Source organism: Pseudomonas sp. MAG733B, from assembly GCF_036884845.1.
Lineage (GTDB): Bacteria > Pseudomonadota > Gammaproteobacteria > Pseudomonadales > Pseudomonadaceae > Aquipseudomonas.
On sequence record NZ_CP145732.1, the window covers coordinates 4497930 to 4512274 of the forward strand.

Genomic DNA, 14345 nt, shown 5'->3' on the forward strand with positions numbered 1-14345 from the left:
CGATATCACTGTCGCATTCAAACGCGACAGTGATATCGCCAGAAAATAGTCAGGAGGAGTTGCAATGACAACAATCGATGTGAAATCCCGATTCGAAGCAAAGCTTCTTCGTCCGGCAAAGACGGGTAATGATACGTCGTGGGCGTTCGTGGTTCTGCCAAGAGACGCGAGTGAACCGCTTCCGAGGCGAGGAAGGACGACAGTTGAAGGCACAATCAATGGGCACCCTTTCCAGGTAACCCTTGAGCCCGATGGTCAGCTGAGCCATTGGTTGCAGGTCAGTAACGAGTTGCTGGAAGCCGCAGGCGCGGCCGTTGGGGATATCGTTACCATCGAACTGGCCCCGGTGAAGAAGGAACCCGAGCCTGACATCCCGGCAGATTTTGAGGAAGCACTGGCAGCCTCTCCTGAGGCTCGTAAAGTCTGGAACAATACGACGACCATCGCCCGAGTGGACTGGATACACTGGATGACGTCAGCCAAGCAACTCAAGACGCGCGCAAAACGGATTGGTGATGCCTGCGATATGCTTGCATCCGGCAAAAAGCAGGTTTGCTGTTTCGACCAGTCCGGCTTCTACAGCAAGGCCTTCCGTGCGCCCGAGGCTTGTTAGACAGTTGCGTTGAGGTTGAGTGTGACGGCGGAGCTCCTAGCTCCCATCCGGATTTCCAGGCCAACTATACTTTTTTTCTCACTGTCGATCGGGTCACACCGAGAGAGGCGGCCGCTGCGGTTAAGCTCCCAGGCTACAACGTGTAGACAAATGCAACGATCTCACCAAATCTGCTGGCTTCCCCGTGTAGCTTTACTCCAGGGCATGCATCGAGTGTATGCGGAGCATGAGGCCCCCACGGTCACCTGTTCATTTATCTATAGGACTGAATCATGATCCTAAAGCGCATAGGCTCGCAGCCATCGATAAAAGCCCCTGAAGCGTACTTCACGGGCACCGTCCGTATGGACCCACTCAACTCCCCTCCTGAACCCGCCCGAGCGTCCATCGTCAGCGTCACCTTTGAACCCGGTGCTCGAAGCGCCTGGCATACCCATCCGCTGGGCCAGACGCTGATTGTCACCGCAGGCTGTGGCTGGACGCAGTGTGAAGGCGAACCGATCGTAGAAATTCGTGCCGGCGATGTCATCTGGTGCCCACCGGGCCACAAACACTGGCACGGAGCAAGCGCAACCACCGCCATGACCCACATTGGCGTCCAGGAAGCATTGGACGGTGTGAGTGTCGTCTGGATGGAAAAAGTCACCGACGAGGAATATAACGTCGGCCCGCCTGGCGAATGATTTGACGCCATTCATGACAGCGTCGTTTTACATACTGTCAGAGGATCACTGTGTGTTGCCCCACCTGCGACGTACGAACCCGCAACCGCGGCGTCACAAAATCGAAGAACGCGCGCAGCTTCAACGGCAGCGGCGTTTGCCCTTTGTGCACGAGGTTGATCGGCAAGGGCGCTGATTCAAACTCATCGAGCACAATACTTAGTTCATTGTCTCGTACCGAGTCTGCGACCTGGTAGGACAGCACACGGATCACGCCAACCCCAAGAATCGCCGCTGCGATAGCCGCTTCAGCGGTATTGACGGTAAACCGTGAATGCACGGGCACGGACAGCTCTGACTTGCCAGCGCCAAACACCCAGGCGCGCATGGACGCGAGGACTTCAAAGGTGATGCAGTCATGCCCGGCGAGATCTTGTGGTGTGGTTGGCACGCCATGGGTTGCCAGGTAGGCCGAACTCGCGCAGACAACACGGCGCACTGTTCCGACTTCCGTGGCCATGAGCATACTGTCCGGCAGTTCGCCAATTCGCACTGCGACATCAGCGTGTTCGTCCATCAGATGCACGACGCGATCGGTCAACACCAGGTTGATGTCGATCTCCGGGTAGTGCGCCAGAAATTCCGCCACAACTGGCACCACGTGCAAGCGCCCGAACACGACCGGGGCGGTGACCACCAGTTCGCCTTTAGGGCTGGCGTATTCACCCGTTGCTGCGCGTTCGGCTTCGCCAATGTCTTCGAGAATGCGTCTGCAGGCCGCCACGTAGGAGTCGCCGGCTTCGGTTAACGAAAGCTGTCGCGTCGTCCGATGCAACAGGCGTGTGTGCAGATGTGCTTCCAGTTCCGCCACCTTCCGGCTGACGGTTGTCAGGGGCATGCCCAGGCGGCGCGCCGCCGCTGACAGACTGCCCGCATCAACGACGGCGATGAGGATAGACATGGATTCAAGACGGTTCATCAGACTCTACCAAATTTTGGAAGGATGCTTCCCAATCCTATGGGATTCTCTTGATAAATACGAGTAGGTAAGGTTCAACCCTGACCTCCCGCCTGTGGCGTCCCGCTGCACAAATTGGGGAGATTGAAAGGAGAGTCCCGTGAGCGGCCTGCCCAATATATCTGCTAGTTCACCTGCGCCCGCGGTAGCGTCGCGCGGCAAGATCATCATGATGGCGATCATCGCTGGCGCGATGATCACCAACATCTACGCCACTCAACCGATCCTGCCGTTGATCTCGTCGGATCTGGGGATCGGCCTGACGACGGTCGATCTCGTCGCCGGCGCAGCGCTGCTTGGCTTCGCATTCGGGCTAGCCTTTCTGTTGCCGCTGGGTGACCGTTTTGATCGGCGCAAGCTAGTGCTTGGGCAGATTGCGGTCGCTTTTTTATTCGGCCTCGCGGCGGCGTTTGCGCCTGGCATCTGGGCGCTCATCGCTGCGTCTTTTGGCCTTGGCGTCGTCAGTTGCGTGCCCCAGCAACTCGTGCCCTTCGCCGCGGTGATGTCGCGGCCGCAAGAGCGCGGGCGCTCGGTCGGCACCGTGGTCAGCGGCATCATGGTTGGCATCCTGCTTGGTCGCACAATCAGCGGCGTGGTTGGGGAAGCCTGGGGATGGCGCGCGGTCTACGGCGTGGAAGCAGCGTTCATGATCCCAGTGTTTATAGCTGCGGCGATGCTCCTGCCGCGGGGGGTGCCTACCACCACCCTGTCCTACGGAAAACTGCTCGCGTCGCTCTGGCCACTGGCGCGCGACAATCGCTCGATCCGCGAATCAATGATGGTCCAGGCGCTGTTGTGGGCATGTTTTAACGCCTTTTGGGTCAACCTTGCTGCGCTCCTGAGCGATGGTCCTTGGCACCTTGGCAGTGCGTGGGCAGGCGGCTTCGGCATCATCGGAGCAGCCGGTGCGCTTGCAGCTTCACTGGGTGGTCGCGCCACTGACCGGCTGGGCTCGCGGACTGTGATTGGGGCCAGCATCGGCATCGTTACCCTGGCTTTCCTGCTCCTCGCTGGGGCGCAGTCCTCGATTATTTTCCTGGTGATCGGCGTTATTGTTCTCGATATCGGCGTGCAGTCAGGACTTGTGTCCAACCAGACTCGCGCCTTCGCAGTCGATCCAAAAGCACAGGGCCGCATCAACAGCCTCTATATGACCGCCACCTTCCTCGGCGGCGCGCTAGGCGTGACCATCAGCGGCTGGCTGATGACCCGTTACGGCTGGCCGGGCATCGTGATCTTCGGTATTGCGCTAGGGCTGATTGCATTGGCCATCCACTGGCTCGGTGCGCCGCGCCGTCAGGCAAGCGCGGACGTCGGCGTGCGATAAGGAAAATCAGATTACCGATACCCGTAGGAACAGGGTTTGTACGCGAGCCGCTCCTATGGGCTTGGTCGGCTTATACCTTCTTGCTGCATAACACCCACAAACGCGTTGTCCTGAATGTCGAGGTATGGGCTTCTCCCCCGCGCCTCGATTTCTTATAACGCTTATCCGGAATCTGCCCATGCTAGGCCTTGTGCGCGTTGCTTTGAGACGGCCGTATACCTTTGTCGTGCTCGCCATCCTGATCCTCATCGTCGGGCCTCTGGCGGCCCTGCGGACACCTACGGATATTTTTCCGGAAATCCGCATTCCGGTGATTGCGGTCATCTGGCAATACACCGGGCTGTCACCGGATCAGATGGCGGGCCGCATTACCTCGCCGTTCCAGCGAGTACTGACCACCACGGTCAGCGACATTCGCCATCTCGAAGCGCAGTCGTTCAATGGCTATGGCATCGTCAAGGTGTTTTTCCAGCCGGGAGTGAACATCGCCACGGCTAATGCGCAACTGACCTCGGTGTCGCAGTTCATGTTGCGTAATCTGCCGCCGGGCACGGTGCCACCGTTGATCCTCAGTTACAGCGCCTCGACAGTGCCCATTGTGCAACTGGCCCTGTCGGGCAAGAACCTCAGCGAGCAGAAGCTGGGCGACCTGGGCCTGAACAGCGTGCGCCTGCCATTGACCACGGTGCCCGGCGCGTCAGTGCCATTTCCGTACGGCGGCAAGTCTCGACAAGTGCAGATTGATCTCGACCCCGCTCAGATGCAGGCGCGAGGGCTGTCGGCGCAGGACGTCGCCACGGCGCTGGCGCAGCAGAACCAGATCACTCCCGTGGGCACGCAGAAGATCGGTAGCTACGAATACACCCTGCAATTGAACAACTCGCCCGTGGCCTTCAAGGACCTGGAAGACCTGCCGATCAAGACCGCCAATGGCACCACGGTGTTGATTCGCGACATCGGCACGGTCAAGGACGGCAACCCGCCGCAGACCAACATCGTCAATGTCAACGGCAGCCGTTCGGTGCTGATTCCGGTGTTCAAGACCGGTTCGGCCTCGACCCTCGGGGTGATCGCCGGGATCAAGAGCAAGCTTTCCGACGTCAAGGCGCAGTTCCCGGAAAACCTCAGCATCGAACCGATCGGCGACCAGTCGCTGTTCGTCCGCGCGGCGATCAGTGGCGTGGCCCGGGAAGGGTTGATTGCGGCCGGTTTGACCAGCCTGATGATTCTGCTGTTCCTCGGCAGCTGGCGTTCGACGGTGATCATCGCGGTGTCGATCCCCCTGGCAATCCTGGCCTCGATCACCGCGCTCTCAGCCTTGGGTGAAACCCTCAACATCATGACCCTGGGGGGGGCTGGCGCTGGCCGTCGGGATCCTGGTGGACGATGCCACGGTGACCATCGAAAACATCAATTGGCACCTGGAACAGGGCAAATCCGTCGAGGACGCGATCATGGACGGCGCCACGCAGATCGTGACCCCGGCGTTCGTCTCGCTGCTGTGTATCTGCATCGTGTTCGTGCCGATGTTCTTCCTCGAAGGGGTGGCGCGTTTCCTGTTCGTGCCGATGGCCCTGGCGGTGATCTTCGCCATGATCGCTTCGTTCATCCTGTCGCGGACCCTGGTACCGACCATGGCCAACTACTTGCTCAAACCCCACGTGCCGGGTGAAGGCAGCACACGCAGTCGCAATCCGCTGGCGCTTTTCCAGCGTGGGTTCGAGGTGCGTTTCGAGCGCATCCGCCAGAGCTATCACGGCCTGCTGCAGGTGGCGCTGGAGCATCGCAAGATCGTGCTGGTCACGGTGTTCGGCTTCATCTTCGTGTCCTTTGCGCTGGTGCCGTCACTGGGTCGAAACTTCTTCCCGGCGGTGGATTCCGGGCAGATCCTGATGCACGTTCGCACCCCGGTCGGCACGCGCCTGGAGACCACCAACCGCACCATCGCACAGGTCGAAGAAGCGATTCGCCGGATCATCCCGGCCGAGGAGCTCAATGCCCTGGTGGACAACATCGGCCAGCCCATCAGCGGCATCAACATGGCCTACAACAACACCGGCACCATCGGCGCCCAGGACGGCGATGTGCAGATCAGCCTCAAGGAAGGCCACGGGCCGACCGCCGACTACGTCCGCCATTTGCGCGAACAACTGCCACGGCAGTTCCCCGAGGTGGTGTTTTCGTTCCCGCCGGCGGACATCGTCGGGCAGATCCTCAATTTCGGCACCCCGGCGCCGATCGATCTGGAAATCATCGGCGGCAACCTGCCGGCCAACTACGCCTACGCCGACAGCCTGTTGCGGGAGATTCGTCGGGTCCCTGGCGTTGTCGATGCGCGGATCCAGCAGTCGCAGCAATTGCCGACCTTCAACATCAACGTTGACCGTACCCGGGCGCAACTGGTGGGGATCAGCGAGCGCGATGTGACCAATAGCCTGGTGGTCAACCTGGCCGGTTCCAGCCAGGTGGCGCCGACGTTCTGGCTCAACACCGCCAACGGCGTGTCGTACCCGATCGTGCTGCAGACGCCGCAGTCGAGCCTCGACACGCTGGCGGCGCTGCGCAACCTGCCGCTTTCATCGACCACTACCGCAGCGGGCAGCAACGGGCAGATCCTCGGCGGGTTGGCTACCGTGGAGCGGACTCGCAGCCATTCGGTGGTGACGCAGTCGGACATCCAGCCGATGGTGCAAATCCTGACCTCGATCCAGGGCCGTGACCTGGGCGGTGTCGCCGCCGATATCCAGAAGATTCTCGCCGCCCACGCCAATGACCTGCCGAAGGGTTCTAAGGTGGCGCTGCAAGGACAGATCACCACGATGAACAGTGCGTTCAGCGGCATGCTGTTCGGCCTGCTCGGCGCGGTGGTGCTGATCTACCTGTTGATCGTGGTCAACTTCCAGTCCTGGAGCGACCCGTTCGTGATCATCACCGCGCTGCCGGCGGCGCTGGCCGGCATCGTCTGGATCCTGTTCGTCACCCACACACCGTTGTCGGTACCGGCCCTGACCGGGGCAATCATGTGCATGGGGGTGGCCACCGCCAACGCGATCCTGGTGGTGAGTTTCTGCCGCGAACGCCTGGCCGAACATGGCGATCCGGTGCTGGCGGCGCTGGAAGCCGGGTTCAGCCGTTTCCGTCCGGTACTGATGACCGCGATCTCAATGATCATCGGCATGTCGCCCATGGCGATGAGCCTGGGTGAAGGCGGCGAGCAGAACGCGCCGCTGGGCCGTGCCGTGATCGGCGGGCTGAGCTTTGCCACCGCCGCGACCCTGTTCCTGGTGCCGCTCATTTTCAGTCTTGTCCACGCGCGCCAGGGTCATGCCCGCGTTCAGACCACTGCTATTGAAGGGTTTTGACATGCATACCGACACTGCTCCATCTCATCCTCGCAAAAGCCGCGCTCGCGTTGGCCTTTTGTTGACGCTGATTGTCCTGATCGCCATCGTTGCGTTCGGCATGACCGGGCGCGCCAGTGAGTCCGCGGCCTTGCAGACCTGGACCGAAAAACAGGCGCTGCCCAATGTCCTGTTGGTCAAGGCACTGGCCGTGCCCCAGGCGCCTGCACTGGTATTGCCCGGACGCCTGGAAGCCTGGTCGCGGGCGGCGATCTTTGCCAGGGTCGGCGGTTACCTGAAGTCGTGGAAAGCCGACATCGGTACCCGGGTCAAGACCGGGCAGCTACTCGCTGAAATCGATACCCCGGAACTGGACCAGCAGCTGTTGCAGGCCCGCGCCGACCTGGCCACCGCCAAAGCCAATGCAACCCTGGCCGGCACCAGTGCCAAGCGCTGGCAGGCAATGCTGGCGTCGGACTCGGTTTCGAAACAGGAAGTCGACGAGCGCAACGGCGATCTGGCGGCGAAACAGGCACAGGTGATGGCGGCCCAGGCCAACGTTGAACGACTGACCGCGACCAAGGGTTTTCAGCGCCTGGTCGCGCCGTTTGACGGGGTGGTCACCGCACGCAGCACCGATGTCGGCGCGCTGATCAACGCTGGCAACAGCAGTGGCGGACAGGAGTTGTTCGCCGTGTCCGAGGTCAGTCGCCTGCGGGTCTATGTGCAGGTGCCGCAGTCCTATGCGGCGCAGATCAAACTCGGCAGCAGCGCGCAAATCAGCGTGCCGGAATACCCGAAGGAAGTGTTCCTGGCCACGGTCATCGCGTCCGCCGATTCGGTGAGTGCGGCGTCCGGTACCACGCTGGTGCAACTGCAAGTCGATAACCAGCCCGGCCGCCTGCTGCCAGGGGCTTACACCAGCGTGCGCTTTGCACTGCCGGCGCAAGCCGATGCGCTGCGGATTCCCGCCAGCGCCTTGCAATACGACGATCGTGGCCTGCGGGTCGCGACTCTGGATGCCCAGGATCGCGTGTTGTTCAAGACCGTGACCATCGCCCGGGATTTCGGTGACAGCGTTGAAATCGGCAGCGGACTCAGCGCGACCGACCGGATCATCGACACGCCACCCGATGCCTTGAGCGACCAGGACGCCGTGCAGATCTCATCGGCCAGCGCCGAGGGCAATCCCCATGGTTAAGCACAGCCTGCTGTTCGCCGCGCTGTTGGCCATCGGCGCCTGCTCGTTGGCGCCGCACTATGAAACGCCGCCCGTGCCGACGCCGGAGCAATTCAAGACCCGTGGCATCTGGAGCACCGCCACCCCCAGCGATCACATCAACCGCGACGGCTGGTGGCAGGTCTACAAGGACCCGCAATTGGACGCCCTGCAACAGCAATTGCTGGCCAACAACCCGAACCTCAGTGCCGCGCTCGCCCACTATCAGCAGGCGCAGGCCTATGTCAGCCAGGTCAGCTCCGCTGAGTTGCCAACGGTCAAAGGCATAGGCAGCGCCCAACGCAATCGCCAGTCCGATACCCGACCGCTGCGTGCCAGCAGCACCGGGGACGTTTACAACGCCGGTACGCTGGGCCTGCAGGTGGACTATGAAATCGATCTATGGGGACGCGTACGCGATTCGGTGGCCGCTGGCACCGATGAAGAGCAGGCATCGCGCGCCGATCTGGCCTCGGTACGCCTGAGCCTGCAGGCGCAACTGGCTGACAACTACATCCGCCTGTGCGGGCTGGATCAGCAAACGAGGCTGCTCAGCGAAACCAGCGCGGCGTTCTCCCGGGCATTGGAACTGACCCAGGGTCTACATGACGGTGGCATTGTGTCCGGGCTGGATGTCTCTCGTGCCAACGCACAACTGTCATCGGCAAAATCCCTGCTCAAACAGAATCAGGTGCAGCGCGCTTTACTGGAGCATGCGATCGCCGCGTTGGTGGGAACCTCGGCGTCGACCTTCAGTCTTGAACAACGGGCCGCCACGCTGCTGGTGCCAATGGTGCCCCCCGGGGTTCCGTCGGCGTTGTTGCAACGCCGTCCAGACATCGCCGCGGCCGAGCGGCGTGTGGAGGCAGCCAATGCGCGCATCGGCGTGGCGCGCAGTGCCTGGTTTCCGGCACTGACGTTAAGCGCTCAAGGGGGTTACCAGAGCAATGAATTCGCCAATCTCCTGAGCGCACCCAACCTGTTTTGGGCCATCGGCCCGTCGTTGGCCGTTACGCTGTTGGACGGTGGTCTGCGTAAGGCACAAATCGATTCGGCCACGGCCGCTACCGCCGAAGCGGCGGGTAAATACCGTGCCCAGGTCCTGGCCGCGTTCGAGCAGGTGGAAAACAACCTGTCGATCATCGACGGCCTGGGCTCGGCGCTGGACGATCAGCGCGCGGCGGCAGAGGCTGCGCAGTTCACGGAAAACCTGTCGATGGCCCGTTACAAACAGGGTGCGGTCCGTTACCTCGATGTCGTGGTGGCGCAGACCGCTTCGTTGCAGACCCAGCGCAACGTGCTCGACTTGCAGACGCAACAGTTGGCGGCGAGCGTCGCCCTGATCAAGGCATTGGGTGGTGGCTGGGACACTCAGGAGCTGTCAGCCAAGTGATGTCCGGCTCATCTAGTTCAGGCTGGATTTCCACTCTATCGAGAATGCAAAGACACTTGGTATCGGGCTGATAATGTAGAAGTCGGCCAGCGCGAGTTCATCGTCCAGGATCCCGATGGCTATCTCGTAAGATTGGTAGAACGTTTGGGTGAGCGACCGGTTTGTTCAAACTGAGCACTGGCTGGAGGCGAGCGTCCGCTTCGGGCCATATGCGCTCATTCGCTACAACGCCCATGGTCGGCTAAACCTCTCAATCAAAGCGTTTTTTCAAAGTAGACGCGATCGAATCCATCCTCCGAACGCCGCTCGACTTCCACATAACCCAGTCGTGGATAAATAGACAGATTGTCGGTCATCTTCACATTCGTGTAGAGATGAACGCTGCCAAGGCCCAAGCGCAACGCTTGGGCCTCGCAAAATTGAACGAGTGACTTGCCGATACCTTTCCCACGCCCGGCTTCAGACACGGCCACGTTTTCGAGAAACATATGCTGATCCACCGGAAAGAAGACTATGAAGCCTCGCAGTTCTTCTTGTTCTCCAGTGGATAGGTAAACGTAGCCTGCCGCAATCTGTGCCCTGAAATCCGCCAGCATCGGTGCAGGCTTTTGTCCTATCACGCAAACATACTGGGCATACGCTTGCTCGGCACAAGCGCGCAGAGCGACCTCATCGTCTGCAACTGCCTGGCGGATCATGTGTCGTTCGCTCATGGCAAATCCTGATGAAAAAACTATGTGATTCTGGCTTGGAATAAACGTAACCGTAGAAGTACCGCAAGCATGCCCATCGACACGGCGCGGCCAACGTTATACCAAAGATTGCGTCCTGCATCCTTGGCCTGCCCCGCAAGTATCTCGAAACCACAGATGAATGGCGCATTGGGCGCTGGAACAAAGCCGAATGAGGGATGAGCTTGTCAAACCCAGGAAATGGCAGTCACTCATAATCCTGACCGTGATGATATTTGGTCTGAGCTACGGCTTGAGCGCTCCTTTGATCGCCATAAAGTTGACCGCCGCGGGTTTCAGCGAGCTGTATGTTGGAATCAACGCGGCGATGCAGGCAGTCGGGTCTTTGCCGTTGCACCTTTATTGCCATGCTATGCCGGCGTTTCAGTCCAAAAATGCTGTTGGCTCTGTCGCTGGGGCCACGGTCTTTTTGCTGGCCTTGTTTCCCTTTACACCAATCGAAGGCTGGTTTTCCTTGCGCCTTTGCCTGGGGGTGAGCATACCCGGGCGCGTGACCTTGGTTGCCCGCTTGCTGATGTGGGTATCGGCCTATTACGTGACGGGGATCATTTCGCTCGACTTCGACGACCCTCTCCCAAGTCCCCATTTTATGGTTCCCGTCGGGCGTAGCGGTCGCGGCCTTTCTTTGCTCCAAGCGTTCGCAGATTGGTATCGCTGACGTGATCGTCGAGGCTCTCGGGAAGTAAGGTGCTTTGACCTCGATGTTCACCTTGAATAAAGCGCTTCACGAGGCGATCCTCCTTTGGAACCCGAATGCTGGATACTACTTTGAAGATAGTGAAATCTGCTCGCTTTGATGATGTCGACCATGATCTTGGATATGAATACCGTGGTTATAACTACGACATACAGAACGAAGAGGATATGTTTCTGGTCAGAATTTACGATGACGAAAACGGACAGGCAACGGTAGTGCATCCGACTTCGATGTCTAAAAACGGTAACCTCAGGAAGCTTGTTGAGTTCTTACAATCCGAGCTAGGAGTGTCCAGGGTCTCTCTCTACAAGGGAGATTTGGGGAGCTACGCCGAGATCGATCTTGATAGCTTGGCATTCTGCTCCGCCTGAAGTCGGCTGTGAGAGAGTACCAGGCGTTTTTACACACTCTGGACCAATAGCGGACGCTCTCCCAAGGGCTGTTTTTGACTTTGTTTGCAACCAGTCGACATGCTCCTAACATGGCCATCGTCACCAGCCGTGCGGTTGCCCACGTCTGGCGCGCTGGTATCACCGCAACTCTAGGAATAACCCTGGCCGATGTGCTGATGACCGTCATTGTGAGCACGGGTCTTGGTGCGCTGGTAATGAGTTGGGCTCCTGCATTTGACCTGCTGCGGTGGGCAGGCACTTGCACCAGTCGCTTTCTGCATCACTTGCCCGTGGTCGACGGCGATCAATTGATCGGGTGCTGTCCATTGGCGATATCGTCAAGGCCGTGATTGCCGAGCAGGACCAACTGATCGAGCAACTGGAGCAGTACATTCGCGGTCACTTATCACGCCTTCATATCTTTCAATGCCGTCATGAGTTCGCTGTAAAACCACCTCAGCGCGGTGGACTGATCGCTGCGTGCATGCCAGTGCAGGTTCACATGGAACGACGGGACCTTGAACGGTAGCTCCAGCACCTTCAATGGACCGGTCACCGGGTGGCGGCAAAAGCTTTTGGCAATGTGCGACGGCAACACCGTCAGCAGCTGTGTGCCGGGAAGGATGCCCGGCAGCACGGAAAAGTGCGGCAGGCGCAGGCGCACGCGGCGTTTGATGTTCAGGGTCTTGAGCACCTGCGCGACCATGTTGTGCCCCGATGTGCTGTTGACCAGTACATGAGGCTCAGCAACGAATTGCTCCATGCTCAGTGAATCCCCCACCCTCGGATGATCCGCCGCCAGCAGGCACACATAGTGCTCAAGCAACACCGGATGGTGGGTGATGCCCGCCCCCACCAGCACCCGACTGCAGATCAACGCATCGACATGCCCCTCGTTGAGCCATTGCGTCGCCAGTTCAACGTTCAGCGAGATCACCTCCAGCTCGATATGTGGCGCCACCCGGTTTAAATGCGCCAGAACCCTGGGCAGGAAATCCACCTCCCCCATGTCCGACAGCGCCAGGCGAAAGTTGCGCGTGGAACTGGCGGGATCGAATTTGCGGGCCTGGGCGATCGCAGAATCAACGTTCTGCGCCACCTCCTTGAAGCTCGCGTACAGCGCGTTGGCCAACCGCGTGGGCTGCATGCCGTTGCGATTGCGGATGAACAGCGGGTCATCGAACTGCTCGCGTAATTTGCCCAGCGCGTAGCTGATGGAAGGCTGCGTGACGTGCAGGCGTTCAGCGGTCGCAGTGACGCTGCCGGTCTCGTGCAGGGCCACGAACATGGGGATCAGGTTCAAATCAAAGGTGCTCATCAGCCAGTCCCGACCTCTATAAAGACCATCTATGTTGCAATCATCAAATATTGATTGGTTGCATGAAAGGATAATTTCTAGACTGGGCCGACCATGCCTACGGGTTGCCGGCGCCGTATGCCTGGTTCGAGCGCAGATGCGTGAAATACAACAACAAGAGAAATTCCTATGGCTACTCATGATGCACTAGAAGTCGCTGAAACCGCGCCTATGAACCGCTTCCACTTCGGGTTGCTGTTCTGGTGTTCCTTCATCATGTTGTTCGATGGATATGACTTGGTCATCTACGGTTCAGTGGTGCCTCACCTCATGGAACAGTGGCAGTTGCCAGCGGTGCAGGCCGGATGGATGGGCAGCGCGGCGCTGTTCGGGATGATGTTTGGTGCCCTGACGCTGGGGCCGCTTGCCGACCGGTTCGGCCGTCGACGGGTGATTCTGGTGGCCATTGCGCTGGGCAGTCTCACGGCTTTTGCCAACGCCTTTGCCTGGGACGCCTGGAGTTTTGCGGTGCTGCGCTTCATCACCGGGATCGGCCTGGGTGGCACCATTCCCAACATCGTCGCGCTGATCAATGACATGGCGCCCAAGGCCCGACGCAACATCATGACCACGGTGATGCTTGGCTGCTACTCGCTGGGTGCACTGCTGTCGGCACTGGTGGCGCTGCTGGTGCTGTCGCGTTTCGGTTGGGAATCGACCTTCATCATCGCCGGGTTGCCGCTGTTGACGCTGCCGTGGATGTACCGCTTCCTGCCCGAATCCCTGCCTTACCTGTTGGTACGCGACAAGGTGGCGGCGACGGCGTTGTTGCGTCGGATTAAGCCTGGGCTCGATATCGACAAACTGCGCTGGCCGTCCCTGGATACCCCGCGGGTTTCCGCGCCTGTTTCCGGCCTGTTCACTGAGGGCCGCGCCCTCCGCACCTTGATGCTGTGGGTTGGCTTCGGCATGTGTCTGCTGATGGTTTATGGCCTCAATACCTGGCTGCCGAAGATCATGGTGGCGGGTGGTTATCCTCTGGTGTCGGGCCTGATGTTTCTGATCACCATGAACCTGGGCTCGATCATCGGCGCATTGGGCGGCGGCTGGCTGGCGGATCGCTGGGGCACCAAGCCGACACTGATGATGTGCCTGACACTGGCGGTGGTGTCGCTGATCATTCTGGGGATCAAGCCCGGCCCGGTGTTGTTGAACATCATGCTGATGCTGGCCGGCGCCGCGACCATCGGCAGCCTGTCGGTAATCCACGCGTTTGCCGCGCAGCAATACCCCACCGACATTCGCGCCACGGGCATCAGTTGGTGCTCCGCCGTTGGACGCATGGGCGGCATTGCCGGCCCGGCTCTGGGTGGTCTGATGCTGAGCCTGAACCTGTCGCTGCAACTGAACTTCATCCTCTGCGCCGTCCCCGGCATGATCGCCCTGCTGGCCGTCGCGGCCGTCACCCAACGCCGCGCCAGAGAGCCCGCTGTGGCACAGTTGCATGACATGAACGCCTGACACACCCCGCCACATCGCTTGATCGCCAATGCCCGCCGAGTGCTCACTCGGCGGGCATTGTCATTCCCCCTCCCTTTCACGGCGACCATCTGTGGATGCTGTGTAGGAGCTGC

Annotated in this window: 11 protein-coding genes and 5 pseudogenes; 12 read left to right on the plus strand and 4 right to left on the minus strand. The window is 60.0% G+C overall.

The features are described from left to right. The first annotated feature begins 64 nt into the window (after positions 1–64). Together V6Z53_RS20490 and V6Z53_RS20495 are read left to right on the plus strand one after the other, a co-directional pair. A complete protein-coding gene (locus tag V6Z53_RS20490; RefSeq protein ID WP_338581435.1) occupies positions 65–613 on the plus strand; it encodes a YdeI/OmpD-associated family protein in 549 nt (182 codons plus the stop codon). 272 nt (positions 614–885) lie between these two features. Next, entirely contained in the window at positions 886–1296 is a 411-nt protein-coding gene (locus V6Z53_RS20495; RefSeq protein WP_338581436.1) for a cupin domain-containing protein, read from the plus strand. Positions 1297–1333: 37 nt separating this feature from the next. Here the strand turns inward: V6Z53_RS20495 and V6Z53_RS20500 are convergent, their stop codons facing one another. Next, entirely contained in the window at positions 1334–2254 is a 921-nt protein-coding gene (locus V6Z53_RS20500) for a LysR family transcriptional regulator (RefSeq protein WP_338581437.1), read from the minus strand. Between the two features lie 139 nt (positions 2255–2393). Between V6Z53_RS20500 and V6Z53_RS20505 the strand changes: the two genes are divergently transcribed. The 5 genes and pseudogenes from V6Z53_RS20505 to V6Z53_RS20525 all read left to right on the plus strand — a co-directional run. Beyond that, on the plus strand, positions 2394–3620 hold the full coding sequence (locus tag V6Z53_RS20505) for an MFS transporter (protein WP_338581438.1): 1227 nt from the start codon (positions 2394–2396) through the stop codon (positions 3618–3620). Between the two features lie 178 nt (positions 3621–3798). Continuing rightward, positions 3799–6982: pseudogene (locus tag V6Z53_RS20510) on the plus strand (efflux RND transporter permease subunit). A gap of 1 nt (position 6983) precedes the next feature. Continuing rightward, positions 6984–8162: an efflux RND transporter periplasmic adaptor subunit gene (locus V6Z53_RS20515; RefSeq protein WP_338581439.1), complete on the plus strand. Its 1179-nt coding sequence runs from the start codon at positions 6984–6986 to the stop codon at positions 8160–8162. Continuing rightward, positions 8155–9573, plus strand: a complete 1419-nt coding sequence (locus tag V6Z53_RS20520) for an efflux transporter outer membrane subunit (protein ID WP_338581440.1) — start codon at positions 8155–8157, stop codon at positions 9571–9573. Before V6Z53_RS20515 ends, V6Z53_RS20520 begins: the two co-directional genes overlap by 8 nt. An 18-nt stretch (positions 9574–9591) precedes the next feature. Beyond that, positions 9592–9747, plus strand: a pseudogene (locus tag V6Z53_RS20525) (VOC family protein); the annotation flags it as partial. An 80-nt stretch (positions 9748–9827) separates the two neighbouring features. Here the strand turns inward: V6Z53_RS20525 and V6Z53_RS20530 are convergent. After that, a complete protein-coding gene (locus V6Z53_RS20530; protein WP_338581441.1) occupies positions 9828–10286 on the minus strand; it encodes a GNAT family N-acetyltransferase in 459 nt (152 codons plus the stop codon). A 190-nt stretch (positions 10287–10476) separates the two neighbouring features. Here V6Z53_RS20530 and V6Z53_RS20535 point away from each other — a divergent pair, with 190 nt between their 5' ends. Then, a complete protein-coding gene (locus V6Z53_RS20535) occupies positions 10477–10983 on the plus strand; it encodes a hypothetical protein (protein WP_338586595.1) in 507 nt (168 codons plus the stop codon). On the opposite strand, the pseudogene V6Z53_RS20540 reads toward V6Z53_RS20535, so the two are convergent. Then, positions 10970–11053 (minus strand): annotated as a pseudogene (locus V6Z53_RS20540) (hypothetical protein); the annotation flags it as partial. The gene V6Z53_RS20535 and the pseudogene V6Z53_RS20540 overlap by 14 nt on opposite strands. 25 nt (positions 11054–11078) lie before the next feature. Between V6Z53_RS20540 and V6Z53_RS20545 the strand changes: the two are divergent. The 3 genes and pseudogenes from V6Z53_RS20545 to V6Z53_RS20555 form a co-directional block, all read left to right on the plus strand. Continuing rightward, positions 11079–11393: a hypothetical protein gene (locus V6Z53_RS20545; RefSeq protein ID WP_338581442.1), complete on the plus strand. Its 315-nt coding sequence runs from the start codon at positions 11079–11081 to the stop codon at positions 11391–11393. A 104-nt stretch (positions 11394–11497) separates the two neighbouring features. Beyond that, positions 11498–11671, plus strand: a pseudogene (locus V6Z53_RS20550) (LysE family transporter); the annotation flags it as partial. A gap of 6 nt (positions 11672–11677) precedes the next feature. Next, a pseudogene (locus tag V6Z53_RS20555) lies at positions 11678–11814 on the plus strand (CBS domain-containing protein); the annotation flags it as partial. Positions 11815–11820: 6 nt separating this feature from the next. On the opposite strand, the gene V6Z53_RS20560 reads toward V6Z53_RS20555, so the two are convergent. Beyond that, the gene (locus V6Z53_RS20560; protein WP_338581443.1) at positions 11821–12732 is read right to left on the minus strand and encodes a LysR family transcriptional regulator; all 912 of its coding nucleotides are present in this window, start codon (positions 12730–12732) and stop codon (positions 11821–11823) included. Positions 12733–12900: 168 nt separating this feature from the next. On the opposite strand from V6Z53_RS20560, the gene V6Z53_RS20565 reads away from it, so the two are divergent. Next, positions 12901–14232, plus strand: coding sequence for an aromatic acid/H+ symport family MFS transporter (locus V6Z53_RS20565; protein WP_338581445.1), 1332 nt, complete (start codon positions 12901–12903; stop codon positions 14230–14232). Positions 14233–14345 lie beyond the last annotated feature (113 nt).

Bases quoted from the DNA above. Each gene is read 5' to 3' on its own strand.
- V6Z53_RS20490 (WP_338581435.1), top strand. From the start codon at position 65: ATGACAACAATCGATGTGAAATCCCGATTCGAAGCAAAGCTTCTTCGT.
- V6Z53_RS20495 (WP_338581436.1), top strand. From the start codon at position 886: ATGATCCTAAAGCGCATAGGCTCGCAGCCATCGATAAAAGCCCCTGAA.
- V6Z53_RS20500 (WP_338581437.1), bottom strand. From the start codon at position 2,254: ATGAACCGTCTTGAATCCATGTCTATCCTCATCGCCGTCGTTGATGCG.
- V6Z53_RS20515 (WP_338581439.1), top strand. From the start codon at position 6,984: ATGCATACCGACACTGCTCCATCTCATCCTCGCAAAAGCCGCGCTCGC.
- V6Z53_RS20520 (WP_338581440.1), top strand. From the start codon at position 8,155: ATGGTTAAGCACAGCCTGCTGTTCGCCGCGCTGTTGGCCATCGGCGCC.
- V6Z53_RS20530 (WP_338581441.1), bottom strand. From the start codon at position 10,286: ATGAGCGAACGACACATGATCCGCCAGGCAGTTGCAGACGATGAGGTC.
- V6Z53_RS20535 (WP_338586595.1), top strand. From the start codon at position 10,477: ATGAGGGATGAGCTTGTCAAACCCAGGAAATGGCAGTCACTCATAATC.
- V6Z53_RS20545 (WP_338581442.1), top strand. From the start codon at position 11,079: ATGCTGGATACTACTTTGAAGATAGTGAAATCTGCTCGCTTTGATGAT.
- V6Z53_RS20560 (WP_338581443.1), bottom strand. From the start codon at position 12,732: ATGAGCACCTTTGATTTGAACCTGATCCCCATGTTCGTGGCCCTGCAC.
- V6Z53_RS20565 (WP_338581445.1), top strand. From the start codon at position 12,901: ATGGCTACTCATGATGCACTAGAAGTCGCTGAAACCGCGCCTATGAAC.